Below are 14,291 nucleotides of genomic sequence, written 5' to 3' on the forward strand. Positions count from 1 at the left end.
GACGTCCTGACGATGAGGTCATGGCACAGCTCACCCTCGGCCCCGACCGCCTCCTGCCGGCGGACCCCGCAATCCGTCCGGTCGCGCGCGAGCTCTACGACGCCGTGCGGGAGCTGCCGATCATCTCCCCGCACGGCCACGTCCCGCCGCAGTGGCTGGCCGACGACGTGCCGTTCGCCGACCCGACGTCGCTCCTGATCACCCCGGACCACTACGTGACCCGGATGCTGCACGCGCACGGGGTCTCGCTCGCCGACCTGGGTGTCGGCCAGGGCACGCTCACCCCGGAGCGGTCGCGTGCGGCGTTCCGCCTGCTGTGCGCGCACTGGGCCGCCTACCGCGGGACCCCGGTGAAGTTCTGGTTCGAGTCCGAGCTCGTCGACGTGTTCGGCCTCGACCTCGCGCCCTCGGCGGAGACGGCCGACGCGCTCTACGACGCGATCGCCGAGAGGATCGCGACGCCCGACTTCCGCCCCCGCGCGCTGTACGAGCGGTTCGGCATCGAGGTGCTGGCCACGACCGACGACCCGGCCGACGACCTGCGTCACCACCAGAAGCTTGCGGCGGACCCCACGTGGCACGGGCGGGTCGCGCCGACGTTCCGCCCCGACAAGTACCTCGAGCCCGCCACCCCGGCGTGGAACGGCCTGGTCGACCGGCTCGGCGAGGTCGCCGGCGTCGACACCGGGACGCACGCCGGCTGGGTCCGGGCGATGGAGGAGCGCCGCGCGTTCTTCGCGGCGCACGGTGCGACGTCGAGCGACCACTCGCACCGCGACGCGCGCATGGAGCCGCTGCCCGTCGCGGAGGCCGAGCGCCTGTACGGACGCGCGCGCGCCGGGCAGGTCACGCGCGAGGAGGGCGACACCCTGCGCCGCGACCTCATGTTCCAGATGGCCCGCATGGCGTCCGAGGACGGGCTCGTGATGACGCTGCACCCGGCGGTGCACCGCAACCACCACGCCCCGACGTTCGACCGGTACGGCGCGGACGTCGGCGCCGACATCCCGCTCGCGGTCGAGTTCACGGACGCCCTGCAGCCCGTGCTGAGCGCGTTCGGGACGTCGCCCCGCTTCCAGCTCGTGCTGTTCACGATCGACGAGACGGTGTACTCGCGCGAGCTCGCGCCGCTCGCCGGCTTCTACCCGTCGGTGTACGTGGGTGCGCCGTGGTGGTTCATCGACGCCCCGGAGGCCATGGGCCGGTTCCGCGGTGCGGTCACCGAGTCGGCCGGGTTCACCAAGACGTCGGGGTTCATCGACGACACGCGCGCGTTCCTGTCGATCCCGGCACGGCACGACGTCAACCGGCGGATGGACTCCGCCTTCCTCGCCAGGCTCGTCGCCGACCACCGGCTGACGCTCGACGAGGCGCTCGACACGGCGGTCGACCTCGTCGTGACCAACCCCAGGAAGGCCTTCCGGCTGTGAGCACCACGACCCCGACCGGCACCGTCCCCCTCCTGTCGCGCTCCGGGGGCCACGGCCGCCCCGCCGCGCCCGTCCGCATCGTGCACCTCGGCCTCGGCAACTTCTTCCGCGCGCACCAGGCCTGGTACACCGAGCACGCACCCGACGCCGGCGCGTGGGGCATCGCCGCCTTCACGGGCCGGTCGGCGGCGGCGGCGGAGGTGCTCGCACCGCAGGACGGCCTCTACACGCTGGTCACCCGCGCGGCGGACGGCGACGCGTTCGAGGTGGTGTCGTCGGTCTCGGCGGTCCACGCCGCGACCGACCACGAGGCGTGGCTCGGCTGCTGGGCGGCGCCCGAGACCGCCGTCGTGACGCTCACGGTCACGGAGGCGGGCTACCTGCGGGACGACGACGGCGGGCTCGACGTCACGCGGGACGACGTGCGCGCCGACATCTCGGCGCTCGGCAGCGACCCCCGGGCCGCGGTGGCGACGACGCCCGGCCGGGTCGTCGCCGGGTACCTCGCGCGCCGCGCCGCCGGCGCTGGGCCGGTCGCCGTCCTGCCGTGCGACAACCTCCCCGACAACGGTCCGGCGCTGCAGCGCGTCGTCGACGACCTCATCGACGCCGTCGACCCCTCGCTCGCGGCGTGGGCGCGGGAGAACGTCGCGTTCGGCACGACGATGGTCGACCGGATCACGCCCGCGACCACGGACGAGCACCGGGACGCGGTGCGTGCGGCGCTCGGCGTCGAGGACGCGTCCCCGGTCCCGACCGAGCCGTTCTCCGAGTGGGTCGTCGCCGGCCGGTTCCCGAACGGCCGCCCCGCGTGGGAGGCGGCGGGCGTGACGATGGTCGACGACGTGCTCCCGTTCGAGCAGCGCAAGCTCTGGCTGCTCAACGGCTCGCACTCGTTGCTCGCGTACGCCGGCTCGGCACGCGGCCACGTGACGGTCGCCGACGCGGTCGCCGACCCGGTGCTGCGGCAGTGGGTCGAGGACTGGTGGGACGAGGCCGCGCGGCACCTCACGCTCCCCGCCGAGGACGTCGCGTCCTACCGGCGCGCGCTGGTCGAGCGGTTCGAGAACCCCCGGATCAAGCACGTGCTGGCCCAGATCGCGGGCGACGGGTCGCAGAAGCTGCCGGTGCGCATCGTCCCGACGCTGCGCACCGAGCTCGCCGCGGGCCGGGTGCCGACCGGCGGGGCGCGGGTCGTCGCCGCGTGGACCTGCCACCTGCGCGGGCTCGGGGCCCCGGTCAAGGACGCCCGCGCCGACCACGTGCGTGCCCTGGGCCACGGCTCGCTCGCGGGGTCGGTCGACGCGGTGCTCGGCTTCCTCGGGCCCGACCTCGCCGCCGACGACGGCCTGCGCGGTGCGGTCCTCGCGGCCGCCGAGGAGCTCACGTCCGGGGCGGGCGCCCCGCGCTGACCGCCGCGGTCAGCCCGCGTCGTACGTGAGGTGCACCGCGTTCGACGTCGGGACGACCCGGCGCTGCACGAGCGCGCGGGGCGCCCCGCCGGAGAACAGCGGGGTCCCGCCGCCGAGCACCACCGGCGCGAGGTGCAGGGTCAGCGCGTCGAGCAGCCCGGCCCCGAGCGCCGAGGCGACGGTCGCGCCGCCGCCCATGAGGACGACGTCGAGGTCCGTCCCGCGGTCCGCCGAGGCGGCCTCCGCGCGCTCGCGCGCCACCCGGACGGCGTCCGGCAGGCCCGTGGTCACGAACGTCCAGTCGAGGTCGGCGAGCCGCACGGCCTCCGGCTCGGAGCTCGTCACGACGACGAACGCCGGTGTCGCGGCCTCGCCGGCGCCGTAGCCCGTCGCGTCGTCCCAGCCGCCCGGCCCGTCGACCACGTCGAACAGCCGGCGCCCCAGTACGACGGCACCGGACCGCCCCGTGGCCTCGCGCAGCACCCGGCGGTCCACGGGGTCGTCGGAGAACGCCCACGTGTGCAGGGCCTCGCCGCCCGTGCCGAGGCCGTTGTCCGGCCCGGGGTCAGGCCCGGTGACGAAGCCGTCCAGGGAGACCGAGATGTCGCCGACGACGCGTGTCATACGAGGGCAGACCCGGTCCGAGGCCCGATCTCATCGCGGGCACCGGCCGCGCGTCGTCCTGCGCGCCCGTGCTCGGCCCCCGCGCCGCCGTCAGACCAGGCCCGCCTCGTGCACGCAGATCGCGATCTGCACCCGGTTCTCGACGCCCAGCTTCGCGAACAGCCGCCCGACGTGGGACTTCACCGTCGCGACGCTCATGTAGAGCTCGGCGGCGATCTCGGCGTTCGACAGCCCCCGGCCGATGCCCACGGCCACCTCGCGCTCGCGCTCGCTCAGCACCTCGAGCCGGCCCGCGGCCTCGCGGTTGCGGCCGGGCGGGCTCTCCGCCCGGACCGTCGCGATGAGCTGCGCGGTGACGCTCGGCGAGAGGATCGGCCGGCCGGCGGCGACCGCGCGCACCGCGCCGACGAGCTCCTCGGGCGGGGTGTCCTTGAGCAGGAACCCGACGGCCCCGAGGCGCAGCGCGCTCACCACCATGTCGTCGGTGTCGAACGTCGTGAGGACGACGACGCGCGCGTCGGGGTCGGCGGCGAGCAGGCGCTCGGTCGCGGCGAGCCCGTCGAGCCGCGGCATCCGGATGTCCATGAGCACGACGTCGGGCCGCTCGGTGCGCGCGAGCTCGACCGCCTGGAGCCCGTCGGCCGCCTCCCCGACGATGACCAGCCCGGGGTCGCCGCCGAGGATGAGGCGGAGCCCGGCCCGCACGAGGGCGTCGTCGTCGACCACGAGCAGCCGAACCACCGGCAGCGCCGCGCTCATGCCGGCCACGGCAGCCAGGCCTGCACCGCGAACTGCCCGCGCTCGACCGCGGTCGTGAGCTCGCCGCCCGCGAGCTTCGCGCGCTCGGAGAGGCCCGCGAGCCCGACCCCGGGCGGCGGACCGCCGGTGGCGTGCGCCGCGAGCGGCACGGGGTTGCGGGCGCTCAGCACGAGGCGCTCCCCGGGGCGGCCGCCGATCTCGAGCCGCACCGGGAGCCCGGGGGCGTGCTTGCGCGCGTTCGTGAGGGCCTCCTGGAGGATGCGGTAGGCGCTGCGGCTCGTGCTCTCGGGCAGCGCGCCGAGGTCGCCCTCGGACGCGCCGCGGCTCGACAGGGTCAGCGAGCAGGTCACGGGGTTGCCGGCGGCGCGCGCCTCGTCGATGAGCTCCGGCAGCGCCGCGAGCGTGGGCTGGGGGCGCTCGGGCGGCGCGCCGGGCTCGCCGTCGCGCAGGACGCCGAGCACCTCCCGCAGCTCGGCGAGCGCGAGCTGCGCGTTGTCGCGGATCACCTCGGCCGTCTCGACCGTCTGCTCGCGGGTCAGGTCGTCGCGGTACACGAGGCCGCCCGAGTGCATCGCGACCAGCGAGATCCGGTGCGCGAGCACGTCGTGCATCTCGCGCGCGATCCGACCGCGCTCCGCGGTGCGGGCCTGGTCGACGCGGGCCGCCTGCTCGCGCTCCGCCGTCATCGCCCGGGCCTCGAGCGTCGCGAGCAGCTCGCGCTGGCCGCCGATGTAGAAGCCGATCGCGACGCACAGCACGAAGACGAACCCCGCGACGAGCAACGAGGCCCACCACGGCACGGGCTGCGCGGGCACGTACACGCGGTCGTACACGTACCCGGCGGCGACCCAGACGACCGCGACCGGCAGCAGCTCGCGCAGCCAGCGCCGGCGGGTCGCGAGCGAGACGAGGATGACCAGGACCGCACCGGCGCTGAACGCCGAGACGCTGCCGACCAGCGTCGCGAGCAGCGCCACCGCGAGCGGGGCGCGACGCCGGAACAGCATCAGGACCAGGCACACGACGCCGGCGCCGAGGTCGAGCAGCACGAGGCGCTCGCTCTCCGTCGGGAGCTCCTCGAGCGCGAACCCGAGGAAGACGAACCCGGTGAGCACGGCGAGGACGAGACGCCAGGTCGTCCCCCACACGCTCAGGGGCGGCGGCGCGAAGGGCGGCGTCGGAGGCATGCTCGCAGCGTAGGTCGCGGGCGCCGGAGCGGGTATCAGCCCCAGGTCGAGACCGGGCCCACCGACCTGCTACCTCGGTCGACCGCGCGGCCGCGCAGGTCAGCCGTCGATACCGGCGATGGCTCGCAGCGCCGCGACGTGCCGGGCGTACGCCGCGGCCCCGTCGGGCGACAGCGCGAGCCAGGTGCAGGGACGGCGTCCGACGCGCCCCTTCTCGACCTCGACGTAGCCGGCCCTCTCGAGCAGCGCGACCTGCTTGGAGAGCATCGGGGTCGTCACCTCGACGCTGTCGCGCACCGCGCCGAACTCGGCCTTGAGGACCCCGGCCAGTGCCGCGACGACCGAGAACCGGACCGCGTGGGTCAGCAGGTCGTCGAGGTCGCGGCGCGGGTGGGTGAGGCCCGGAGCGGCGTCCGGGGGCTCGACGGCCGACGGTGCGGCGGCGGCGGCCGGCTCGGCCGGGCTCATGCCCGGCGCTCCCGCACGGCGCCCACGAGCATCGGCAGCGCGACGACAGCCGCCGCGGGCAGCCAGAACGCGGCGTCGCCGTCGGGCCGGGCCACCCCGCACGCGATCGCGACCGCGTACAGCCCGAAGCTCAGCGCCCAGTACCGCGACGTGCGCTCGCGGGCGCCGGCGAGGTGCGCCGTGCGGCGCCGCTCCCACCACGCGGTCGCGGCGACGAGCACGCCCCAGGCGGCGAACACCGTCGCGCCGAGGAGCTTGGACTCCGCGAGGCCGATGGTCGCGGTGACGACCCCGAGCCCGAGGCCGAGGACGGCGAGCTTGCTCGAGGCCCAGCGGGCGCGGGCCCGGAGCCGGTCGGACGTGCGGGCGGCGTCGGCGAGGGCGTGGCGGGCGGCCTCGGGGGTCATGTCGGTCATGGGTGCCATGTTGGCAGGCAATTGCCGATATGGCAACTGGTTGCTGGATCGGTTCGTCCCTACGGGTGAAACGTGGTCCGCGCACGGACGGACGGGACAAACCGGACGTCCCTGTCGGCGCGGACCCCTAGGGTGGGCGCGGCTTTCCGCCCCGGCCCCCCACAGGGCCGACCCGCACCGCGACACGACAGGGATCACGTGACCCACGACCAGCAGGGCTCCACGCCGGCGCACGAGCCGCAGGGGACCCCCTCCGCCGACACGACCGCGCCCAGCACGCTGAGCCTCGAGAAGACCCCCGCGGCCCCGGCGACCACCGAGGGGACCGCGGCGGCCACGACCGACGCCGCCGCCCCCGCGGCCACGGCCGACGCGCCGTACGCGCCCGCGGACACGACGGCCTACCCGCCCGCCGGCTACGGCCAGCCCGGTGGGTACGGCCAGCCCGCCCCGGCGACCCGCGGGACCGACGGGATGTCGATCGCCGCGCTCGTCACCGGCATCCTCGGCCTCGGCTTCGTCCCCGTCATCCTCGGCATCCTCGGGCTCAAGCGGACCAAGGCCAACGGGACGTCGGGCCGCGGCCTGTCGATCGCGGGCATCGTGCTCGGCATCCTGTCGTTCATCGCCTGGATCGTGATCGCCATCAGCCTCGTCGTCGCGAGCAACGCGATCGTCGACTCCGTCAACGAGGCCGGCGGCCTCGAGGAGCTCACCGAGCAGCTCGAGGAGCTCGAGACGCCCGCCGTCGAGGAGCCCGAGGCCACCACGGGCACCGACGACCTCGCCACCAGCGCGACGCCGCTCAAGGACATCGCCCCCCTCACGGCCGGCGCGTTTACCACGACGGGCCTGACGGACGAGGCGACGATCACCGGCGCCGGCGCGCTCGAGGCGTACGCCGCGTCCTACACCGACGGCGTGTCGACGGTCGAGACCGTGGTGTCCAACTGGACGACCGGCGAGGAGGCGATCGCGCACGCGAACGCGCAGACCGCGGCGCTCGCGCCCGAGAGCCTCATCGACTCCGGCGAGCTCAGCGAGGTGCAGCAGTACTGGCTCTACGACGTCGCCGGCGTCAGCACGCTCGTCGCGACGAACGACACCGCGACGCTGACCTTCACCGGTCCGGCGGACGCCGTCACCGCGCTGTACAACGAGTACCCGCTGTGACCTGCTGACCGCACGGCAGCACAGCACCGACGCAGCACCGATGACCCGGTCCCCGTGGGGGCCGGGTCGTCGTGCGTCCGGGTCAGGTCTCCCCCGGACCAGGACGGTGGTCGGCGCGAGGCCGGCGACCCCGGCCCGCCCGTGGGTGCCTCAGCCGGCGCCGAGGTGGCGGAGGTACCGCCGCGGGTCGTCGAGGTACGAGCGCCAGTGCCCGACGACCGCGAGGTCCTCCCACGCGGTGGGCGCGAACCCGTGCTCGTCGAGCTCGAGGATCGTCGCGCCGGGCAGGGCCGTGAGCAGCGGCGAGTGCGTCGCGCACAGCACCTGCGCCCCCGCCGCACGGAGGTCGCCGAGCGTCTCCACGAGCGCGAGGCACGACGTGAACGACAGCGCCGCCTCGGGCTCGTCGAGCACGTAGAACCCCGGCTTCGCGAAGTTGCGGGCGAGCACCTCCAGGAACGACTCGCCGTGGCTCATCTCGTGCAGCGGCGGCGCGGGGTCCCCGGACGCCTCGAGGTAGGTGTACAGGCCGTGCATGGTCTCGGCGCGCAGGAAGTAGCCCCACCGGGCGGCGCCGGCCGAGCGCACGACCTGCAGCGCGGAGTGCAGCGGCGACTCGCTCGCGCGCGTGGAGTGCCGGGCGTTCGGGCTGCCGCCCTCGGCGTTCAGCCCCGCGGCGGCGGCGACGGCCTCGACGACCGTGGACTTGCCCGCGCCGTTCTCCCCGACCAGGAACGTCACACCCGGCGGCAGGTCGAGCCCCTCGCGCAGGAGCTGGGCGACGGCCGGCACCGTGTACGGCCAGCGGTCGCCGTCGACCTGCGCCTCGGGGTGGCGCTGCACGCGGCGGACCGGGCGCTCGTCGAACAGGTCGCCCGTCACGGCTGCGGGTTGGGGTGTCCTCCGCCGGGCCCGTACGGACCGGGCTCGGCGAACGCCTGGTCGGGTGCGACGGCGGGCGGCGCGAGCCTGCCCTCGAGCGCGCGGACACCCAGCGACACGGCGACGAGCGCGGCGCCGACGTACTGCAGCACCGAGAGCAGCTGCCAGACCCACTGGAAGAGGACCGTCCCGAACAGCGTGCCGCTGTCCATCAGCTGGTACGGCAGGACTCCGGCGAGCACGCCGGCGACGAGGAGGCCGACCCCCCACCAGAACATCCCGGCTGCGGTGACTCTCGACGGCATGCCGTCCTCCGGTTCGGTCGGACCGCGCCGGCGGTCGGCACGGTCCCGGGAGCGTAGCGCCGCGGACCCCCGGACCGGTGGCCGCGCACGCTCCCGGATGCGGGACGGGCCGGAGGCTACGGTGGCTCCGGTCGACGACGAGCTGGAGGACGCATGTACGTGGAGATCCCGGTCACCGAGGTGCTGGCGCTGGCCGCCGCGCGCGAGCCGCTGCCCCCGATGGTCCGGGCGGTGCGCGCGGAGGGCTCGACGATCCACGCGGACATCGACCTCAACGCGATCCCGGACGCCCCGACGGCGCTGCGCTGGGCCGCGATGGCGCTCGGCACGGTCAGCGTGAGCGCGACGTTCACCGGCTACGCCGAGGGCGTCGCGAGCCTGCGCGTCACGGTGCACGCGCGCTCGCTCCCCGCGCACGTGTTCATCAACCCGCTCGTGGGCCCGATCAACGACGCCCTGAAGCAGCGCGGCCTGCCCGACGGCCTCGTGCAGCTGCGCCGCGGCGAGAGCGAGCCGGTCGTGCTCGTGGGCGTGCAGAGCGCGGTCGACGCGAAGGCCAAGGGCGTCACGATCACGGACGTCGACCTGCGCGACGCGACCGCCCGCGTCCGCGCGACGATCGGCGCCGTCGCCTTCTGACGCCCGGTTCCCGGCGGGCTCAGCGCGCGGTCGGCGCCTCTCCCCCGGTCGGCGCGTCCCCTGCGACCCGGGCGTCCGGTGACGGCTCCTCCGGGGCAGGGACGCCGGGCAGCGGGCGCTGCATGCTCAGCGGCACCGGCCCGAGCGGCTCCGTGTGCCACCGCGTGGTCAGCGTGCCCGCGCCGTCGCCGACGAGGGTCAGCCGGTGCGGCGTCTCCAGCAGCACGACGTCGACGTGCACCGCACCGGTCCCCGTCGCGGCGGCCGCGACGGCGAGCGCGTGCTGACGGTCGGTCGGCTCGGTCACCGCCCAGCGCCCGTCGCCCGCCTGCGCCACCCACGTCTGCCCGTCGACGTCGACCTCCACCTCCCAGTGCGCAGCGACGCGGCGCAGCTCGAGGCGCTCCGCGCGCCCCTGCCCCGCCCGGCCGGCCTGGAACGCGACCTCGGTGAGCGGCGCCCCACCCACGGGCAGCGGGAGGGTGAGCGCGGCCAGCCGGTCCGTGAGCGCCCGCGCCGCCGCCGAGCGTGCCCTGCCGCCGTCCGCCGTGCTGCCGCCCTCGGCCGCGCTGCCGTCGCGGCCCGCCGCGCCGCCGGCGGGCACCTCCCCGAACGCCGGCAGGAGGTGGGCCCACGCCGCGTCGAGGATCCCCTGCATGTCCTCGGTGCCCGCCGTCGTCACGAGGACCGCGTCGTGCTCGGGCAGGACGACGCAGAACTGCCCGAACGCCCCGTCGCCGCGGTAGCCGTGTCGCGAGCGCCAGAGCTGGAAGCCGTAGCCCTGCGCCCAGTCGCCGCCGGACGCCCCGGCGGGCGTCTCGCCGCCTGACGCCGCCGTCGCGACGTGCACCCGGCTGGCGAGGTCGACCCAGCCCGCGGGGAGCACGCGGCGGCCGTCGAGCATCCCGTCGTCGAGCAGCAGCCGGCCGAACCGCGCGACCGCCTCGGTGGTGAGGTGCAGCCCGCTGAAGCCGAGGTCCTGGCCGGGCGGCGCCTGCTGCCAGCCGCCGACGGTGATGCCCAGCGGGGCGAACAGGCGCGGACCCAGGTACTCGGTCAGCGTGACGCCCGCGCGACGCTGGAGGATCGCGGCGAGCGCGTAGGTGCACGGCTGGTTGTAGGCGAAGTGCGTGCCGGGCTCGTGCTGCGGCGGGATCAGCAGGAACCCGCGGACGAGGTCGTCGGGGCTGAGCTCCCAGGCGTCGTCGTGCGTCTCCTCCGCGTGCCCGCTGGCCATCGCGGCGACGTGACGCACGAGCACCGACCGGCTGCGCGGGTCGGTGACCTCCGCGTCGAGCTCGGGGAAGTACGAGAGCACCGTCGCATCGAGGTCGACGAGCCCCTCCGCCACGGCGAACCCCAGCGCCGCCGACGTGAACGTCTTGCTGAGCGAGTACAGCAGGTGCACGCGCTCGGGCCCGTACGGGTGCCACCAGCCCTCGGCGGCGACGCGCCCGTGCCGCACGAGCATCACCGAGTGCAGCTCGATGCCGTGGGCGTCCACGTCGTCGAGGAAGGCGAGCACGCCTGCTGGGTCGACGCCCACGGCCTCGGGGGTGCTGCGCGGGAGCGGGCTCGTCCCGACGGACGTGGGCGTGGGCGTCATGAGCGCATCGGATCACGTTTCGGCACCCGCGGCACGGGTCAGCGCCGCGACGGCTCCTCGCGCTCGACACTCTCCCAGCCGGGCCGGGCCGGACGCGCGCCGAGGCGGTCGGAGCGCGAGCGGTACACGACGTAGGGGCGCCAGAGGTAGCCGACGGGGGCGCTGAAGACGTGCACGAGCCGCGTGAACGGCCACAGCGCGAACAGCAGCATCGCGGCCATGCCGTGCAGCTGGAAGCCGAGCGGGGCGTCGGCCATGAGCTCCGGGTGCAGGTCGAACCGGAAGATCCCGCGGAACCACACGGAGACGCCGTCGCGGTAGTCGTAGTGGCCGCCGAGGTTGAGGATCGACCCGATGATCGTGTTCCACATCCCGAGGAAGATCACGACCGCGAGGACGAGGTACATGACCTTGTCCATGCGGGTCGTCGCCCGGAACACGGGGCCGACGGTGCGGCGACGGTAGATGAGCAGGACGAGGCCGACGACGGTGCTGAACCCCGCGATCGCGCCGATCGTCACGGCGAGGACGTGGTAGAGCTCCTCGCTCATGCCGACCGCCTCGGTCCACGCCTTGGGGATGCCGAGGCCCATGACGTGCCCGAGGAACACCGCGAGGATCCCGAAGTGGAACAGCGGGCTGGCCCAGCGCAGCAGCCGGCGCTCGTAGAGCTGCGACGAGCGGGTCGTCCAGCCGAACTTGTCGTAGCGGTACCGCCAGACGTGCCCGAGCACGAAGAACGCGAGGCACACGTAGGGGATGACGACCCACAGCAGGGTGTCGGCGGTCGTGGTCATCGACGGGCTCCTGTCCCGGGCAGGTACGACGGCGGCGCGAACGGCTCGAGGCCGACCTCCTCGCCGGGCGGCCCCTCGGCGGCGAGCCGGGCGACGGCCTCGCGGTCGTCGCCGGCGAGCGGCGGCAGGGTCGCGCACACGGCGACGAGCGCGCCGGCGTACGGCGAGCCGAGGTCGAGCAGCGCGAGCCGGAGCAGCTCGAGCCCGGCGCGGTGGGCGAGCAGGAGCCGCAGGCCGGACTCCTGCGCGGCCTCGTCGCCGGTCGACGCGAACTCGAGCATCACCGCGAGGTGGTCGGGGAGCTCGTCGCCCGCGAGCTCGAAGCCCGCCGCGCGGTAGGCCTGCTTGAGCTCGACGAGGGCGACGCCGCGCTTCCGGGTGTCGCCGTACGCGTAGTACGTCAGGTAGGGCGAGCGGCGCCGGGCCAGGTCGAACGTCGTGACGTACTCGGCCGCGAGGGCGACCGGGCTGTGCGCGTCGAGATGGTCGAGGACCTGCTCGAGCGGGGCGCGGAGGTACCCGTCGAGCGTCGCGGCGGCGGTGCGCAGGTCGGGCAGCATCGCGAGCAGCTCGGGGCCCGGGTAGTCGAGCACGAGCGCGGCGATGCGGTGGACCAGCGCGGTCTCGCGGGTCGCCGCCTTCCGCGCGGCGTCCCGGCGCGCGAGCCGCCTCACGGCCGGCTCCCGGGCGCGGACGGGCCGGCACCGGGCTGGTCCGGACCGCCCGGGCCGACGCCCGGTCCACTCGGTCCGCCCGGTCCACGGGGGTCACCACCGGCTCCACCCCGGCCGCCGCCCGGTCCGTCGTCGGTCCGTGCGGCCGGCTCGGTCCCGGAGCCCGTCGGCCCGGGCACGGCTCCCCCGGCCGGCAGCGGCTGGACCAGCGCCGCCGAGTCGTCGCCCTCGGGCTCGCGCAGGTTCGCGCCGCCGGGCCCGGGCCTCGGCGGGAACATCCCCGCGGGTGCGCTCTTGCCGTCCCAGTTGAGGAGGTTGACGCGCGCCTTCCTCGATGCGGGCTCGGCGACGGTGTCCGTCGTCTGGCGCTGCTGGAGCATGTGGAAGTTCTCGACGGCGATCGGGTCGTTCCGGAACGCGTCGCCCGAGCCCTCGCCGAACGGTCCCGACCCACCCATCCCGGGTCCGCCGTCGTAGTCGAGGCTGCACTCGGTCGCGAGCTCCTCGAGGCCGTGCGCCTGCTCGGCGTGGGCCGCGGGGACGACGTACCGCTCGTCGTACTTCGCGAGCGCGAGCAGGCGGTACATCTCGTACATCGTCGCCTCGTCCATCCCGACGGACTCCGGGATGCGCGGGTTGCCGGGGCGGCCCATGTTCAGGTCGCGCATGTACGAGCGCATCGCCGCGAGCCGCTTGAGCACCGACGTGACCGGCGCCGTCTCGCCCGCGGTGAACAGCTCCGCGAGGTACTCCACCGGGATGCGGAGCGTGTCGATCGCCGCGAACAGGTTCGAGGTGTCCTCGCTGTCGACGCCGGTCTCCTGCACCACGTCGACGACCGGCGACAGCGGCGGGATGTACCAGACCATCGGCATCGTCCGGTACTCGGGGTGCAGCGGCAGGGCGACCTCGTAGGTGCTGATCAGCGCCCAGATCGGCGAGCGCTGCGCCGCCTGGACCCAGTCGTGCGGGATCCCGGCCCGCTCGGCCTCGCGCTGCACCTCCGGGTCGTGCGGGTCGAGGAACACCCCACGCTGCGCGGCGAGCAGGTCCTTCTCGTCGGTGACCGACGCCGCGGCGAGCACCCGGTCGGCGTCGTAGAGCACGAGCCCGATGTACCGCAGCCGCCCGACGCACGTCTCGGAGCACACTGTCGGCAGCCCCACCTCGATGCGCGGGAAGCAGAACGTGCACTTCTCGGCCTTGCCGGTCTTGTGGTTGAAGTAGACCTTCTTGTACGGGCAGCCCGTGACGCACTTGCGCCAGCCGCGGCACGCGTCCTGGTCGACGAGCACGATGCCGTCCTCGGCGCGCTTGTAGATCGCCCCCGAGGGGCACGACGCCGCGCACGACGGGTTGAGGCAGTGCTCGCAGATGCGTGGGAGGTAGAACATGAACGTCTGCTCGAACTCGAGCCTGACCTTGTCCGAGACCTTCTTCAGCACGGGGTCGTGGACGGTGAGCTCCGGGGCGCCGCCGAGGTCGTCGTCCCAGTTCGCGCTCCACCCGACCTGCATGTCCTTGCCGCTCAGCAGCGACCTGGGGCGGGCGACCGGGACGTGGTCCTGCAGCGGGGCGTTCGTCAGGTTCTCGTAGTCGTACGTCCACGGCTCGTAGTACTCGTCGATCGACGGCTGCTTCGGGCTCGCGAAGATCGTCAGGAGGTTCTTCAGCCTCCCGCCCGCCTTGAGCTGCAGGCGGCCCTTCTTGTTGAGGGTCCAGCCGCCCTCCCACCTCGCCTGGTCCTCGTAGGTCCGCGGGTAGCCCTGGCCGGGGCGGGTCTCGACGTTGTTGAACCAGACGTACTCGGTCCCCGTCCGGTTCGTCCACGCCTGCTTGCACGTGACCGAGCACGTGTGGCAGCCGATGCACTTGTCGAGGTTCATGACCATCGCCATCTGCGCCATGACCTTCATCGG

15 protein-coding genes are annotated in these 14,291 nt (G+C 74.8%); 4 read left to right on the plus strand and 11 right to left on the minus strand.

The features are described from left to right. The first annotated feature begins 20 nt into the window (after positions 1–20). Both uxaC and NXY84_RS20555 read left to right on the plus strand, forming a co-directional pair. Entirely contained in the window at positions 21–1,430 is a 1,410-nt protein-coding gene (gene uxaC / locus NXY84_RS20550) for a glucuronate isomerase (RefSeq protein ID WP_258724881.1), read from the plus strand. After that, the gene (locus tag NXY84_RS20555) at positions 1,427–2,842 is read left to right on the plus strand and encodes a mannitol dehydrogenase family protein (protein ID WP_258724882.1); all 1,416 of its coding nucleotides are present in this window, start codon (positions 1,427–1,429) and stop codon (positions 2,840–2,842) included. Before uxaC ends, NXY84_RS20555 begins: the two co-directional genes overlap by 4 nt. Positions 2,843–2,851: 9 nt before the next feature. On the opposite strand, the gene NXY84_RS20560 is transcribed toward NXY84_RS20555, so the two are convergent. The 5 genes from NXY84_RS20560 to NXY84_RS20580 all read right to left on the minus strand — a co-directional run bounded on the left by NXY84_RS20560 (position 2,852) and on the right by NXY84_RS20580 (position 6,296). Next, a complete protein-coding gene (locus tag NXY84_RS20560) occupies positions 2,852–3,466 on the minus strand; it encodes a dihydrofolate reductase family protein (RefSeq protein ID WP_258724883.1) in 615 nt (204 codons plus the stop codon). 90 nt (positions 3,467–3,556) lie between these two features. Next, on the minus strand, positions 3,557–4,225 hold the full coding sequence (locus tag NXY84_RS20565) for a response regulator (protein ID WP_258724884.1): 669 nt from the start codon (positions 4,223–4,225) through the stop codon (positions 3,557–3,559). Further along, positions 4,222–5,412: a sensor histidine kinase gene (locus tag NXY84_RS20570; RefSeq protein ID WP_258724885.1), complete on the minus strand. Its 1,191-nt coding sequence runs from the start codon at positions 5,410–5,412 to the stop codon at positions 4,222–4,224. The genes NXY84_RS20565 and NXY84_RS20570 overlap by 4 nt, the downstream gene beginning before the upstream one ends. A gap of 99 nt (positions 5,413–5,511) precedes the next feature. Next, the gene (locus tag NXY84_RS20575) at positions 5,512–5,880 is read right to left on the minus strand and encodes a transcriptional regulator (protein ID WP_258724886.1); all 369 of its coding nucleotides are present in this window, start codon (positions 5,878–5,880) and stop codon (positions 5,512–5,514) included. After that, positions 5,877–6,296, minus strand: a complete 420-nt coding sequence (locus NXY84_RS20580; RefSeq protein WP_258724887.1) for a hypothetical protein — start codon at positions 6,294–6,296, stop codon at positions 5,877–5,879. Before NXY84_RS20580 ends, NXY84_RS20575 begins: the two co-directional genes overlap by 4 nt. A 198-nt stretch (positions 6,297–6,494) precedes the next feature. Here NXY84_RS20580 and NXY84_RS20585 point away from each other — a divergent pair, with 198 nt between their 5' ends. After that, a complete protein-coding gene (locus tag NXY84_RS20585; protein ID WP_258724888.1) occupies positions 6,495–7,469 on the plus strand; it encodes a DUF4190 domain-containing protein in 975 nt (324 codons plus the stop codon). 150 nt (positions 7,470–7,619) lie between these two features. On the opposite strand, the gene NXY84_RS20590 is transcribed toward NXY84_RS20585, so the two are convergent. Beyond that, positions 7,620–8,351, minus strand: coding sequence for an AAA family ATPase (locus NXY84_RS20590; RefSeq protein ID WP_258724889.1), 732 nt, complete (start codon positions 8,349–8,351; stop codon positions 7,620–7,622). Continuing rightward, a complete protein-coding gene (locus NXY84_RS20595) occupies positions 8,348–8,656 on the minus strand; it encodes a hypothetical protein (protein ID WP_258724890.1) in 309 nt (102 codons plus the stop codon). Before NXY84_RS20595 ends, NXY84_RS20590 begins: the two co-directional genes overlap by 4 nt. A gap of 153 nt (positions 8,657–8,809) precedes the next feature. On the opposite strand from NXY84_RS20595, the gene NXY84_RS20600 reads away from it, so the two are divergent. Next, on the plus strand, positions 8,810–9,295 hold the full coding sequence (locus NXY84_RS20600) for a hypothetical protein (protein ID WP_258724891.1): 486 nt from the start codon (positions 8,810–8,812) through the stop codon (positions 9,293–9,295). 19 nt (positions 9,296–9,314) lie between these two features. On the opposite strand, the gene NXY84_RS20605 is transcribed toward NXY84_RS20600, so the two are convergent. Genes NXY84_RS20605 through narH form a run of 4 tightly spaced genes read right to left on the minus strand, consistent with a single transcriptional unit; the run spans position 9,315 to position 14,288 of the window. Beyond that, the gene (locus tag NXY84_RS20605) at positions 9,315–10,901 is read right to left on the minus strand and encodes a serine hydrolase domain-containing protein (protein WP_258724892.1); all 1,587 of its coding nucleotides are present in this window, start codon (positions 10,899–10,901) and stop codon (positions 9,315–9,317) included. Between the two features lie 38 nt (positions 10,902–10,939). Further along, a complete protein-coding gene (gene narI, locus NXY84_RS20610) occupies positions 10,940–11,698 on the minus strand; it encodes a respiratory nitrate reductase subunit gamma (protein ID WP_258724893.1) in 759 nt (252 codons plus the stop codon). Further along, a complete protein-coding gene (narJ, locus tag NXY84_RS20615) occupies positions 11,695–12,372 on the minus strand; it encodes a nitrate reductase molybdenum cofactor assembly chaperone (protein WP_258724894.1) in 678 nt (225 codons plus the stop codon). The genes narI and narJ overlap by 4 nt, the downstream gene beginning before the upstream one ends. After that, on the minus strand, positions 12,369–14,288 hold the full coding sequence (gene narH, locus NXY84_RS20620; RefSeq protein WP_258724895.1) for a nitrate reductase subunit beta: 1,920 nt from the start codon (positions 14,286–14,288) through the stop codon (positions 12,369–12,371). Before narH ends, narJ begins: the two co-directional genes overlap by 4 nt. Positions 14,289–14,291 lie beyond the last annotated feature (3 nt).

This window comes from Cellulomonas sp. NS3 (genome assembly GCF_024757985.1).
In the GTDB taxonomy this organism is placed as follows: domain Bacteria; phylum Actinomycetota; class Actinomycetes; order Actinomycetales; family Cellulomonadaceae; genus Cellulomonas_A.

What these genes read in the sequence shown, in the direction of transcription:
- NXY84_RS20560 (WP_258724883.1), bottom strand. Translation starts at nt 3,466, where the DNA reads ATGACACGCGTCGTCGGCGACATCTCGGTCTCCCTGGACGGCTTCGTC.
- NXY84_RS20600 (WP_258724891.1), top strand. Translation starts at nt 8,810, where the DNA reads ATGTACGTGGAGATCCCGGTCACCGAGGTGCTGGCGCTGGCCGCCGCG.
- NXY84_RS20575 (WP_258724886.1), bottom strand. Translation starts at nt 5,880, where the DNA reads ATGAGCCCGGCCGAGCCGGCCGCCGCCGCCGCACCGTCGGCCGTCGAG.
- narH (WP_258724895.1), bottom strand. Translation starts at nt 14,288, where the DNA reads ATGAAGGTCATGGCGCAGATGGCGATGGTCATGAACCTCGACAAGTGC.
- narI (WP_258724893.1), bottom strand. Translation starts at nt 11,698, where the DNA reads ATGACCACGACCGCCGACACCCTGCTGTGGGTCGTCATCCCCTACGTG.
- NXY84_RS20595 (WP_258724890.1), bottom strand. Translation starts at nt 8,656, where the DNA reads ATGCCGTCGAGAGTCACCGCAGCCGGGATGTTCTGGTGGGGGGTCGGC.
- NXY84_RS20565 (WP_258724884.1), bottom strand. Translation starts at nt 4,225, where the DNA reads ATGAGCGCGGCGCTGCCGGTGGTTCGGCTGCTCGTGGTCGACGACGAC.
- NXY84_RS20570 (WP_258724885.1), bottom strand. Translation starts at nt 5,412, where the DNA reads ATGCCTCCGACGCCGCCCTTCGCGCCGCCGCCCCTGAGCGTGTGGGGG.
- NXY84_RS20580 (WP_258724887.1), bottom strand. Translation starts at nt 6,296, where the DNA reads ATGACCGACATGACCCCCGAGGCCGCCCGCCACGCCCTCGCCGACGCC.
- NXY84_RS20605 (WP_258724892.1), bottom strand. Translation starts at nt 10,901, where the DNA reads ATGACGCCCACGCCCACGTCCGTCGGGACGAGCCCGCTCCCGCGCAGC.
- uxaC (WP_258724881.1), top strand. Translation starts at nt 21, where the DNA reads ATGGCACAGCTCACCCTCGGCCCCGACCGCCTCCTGCCGGCGGACCCC.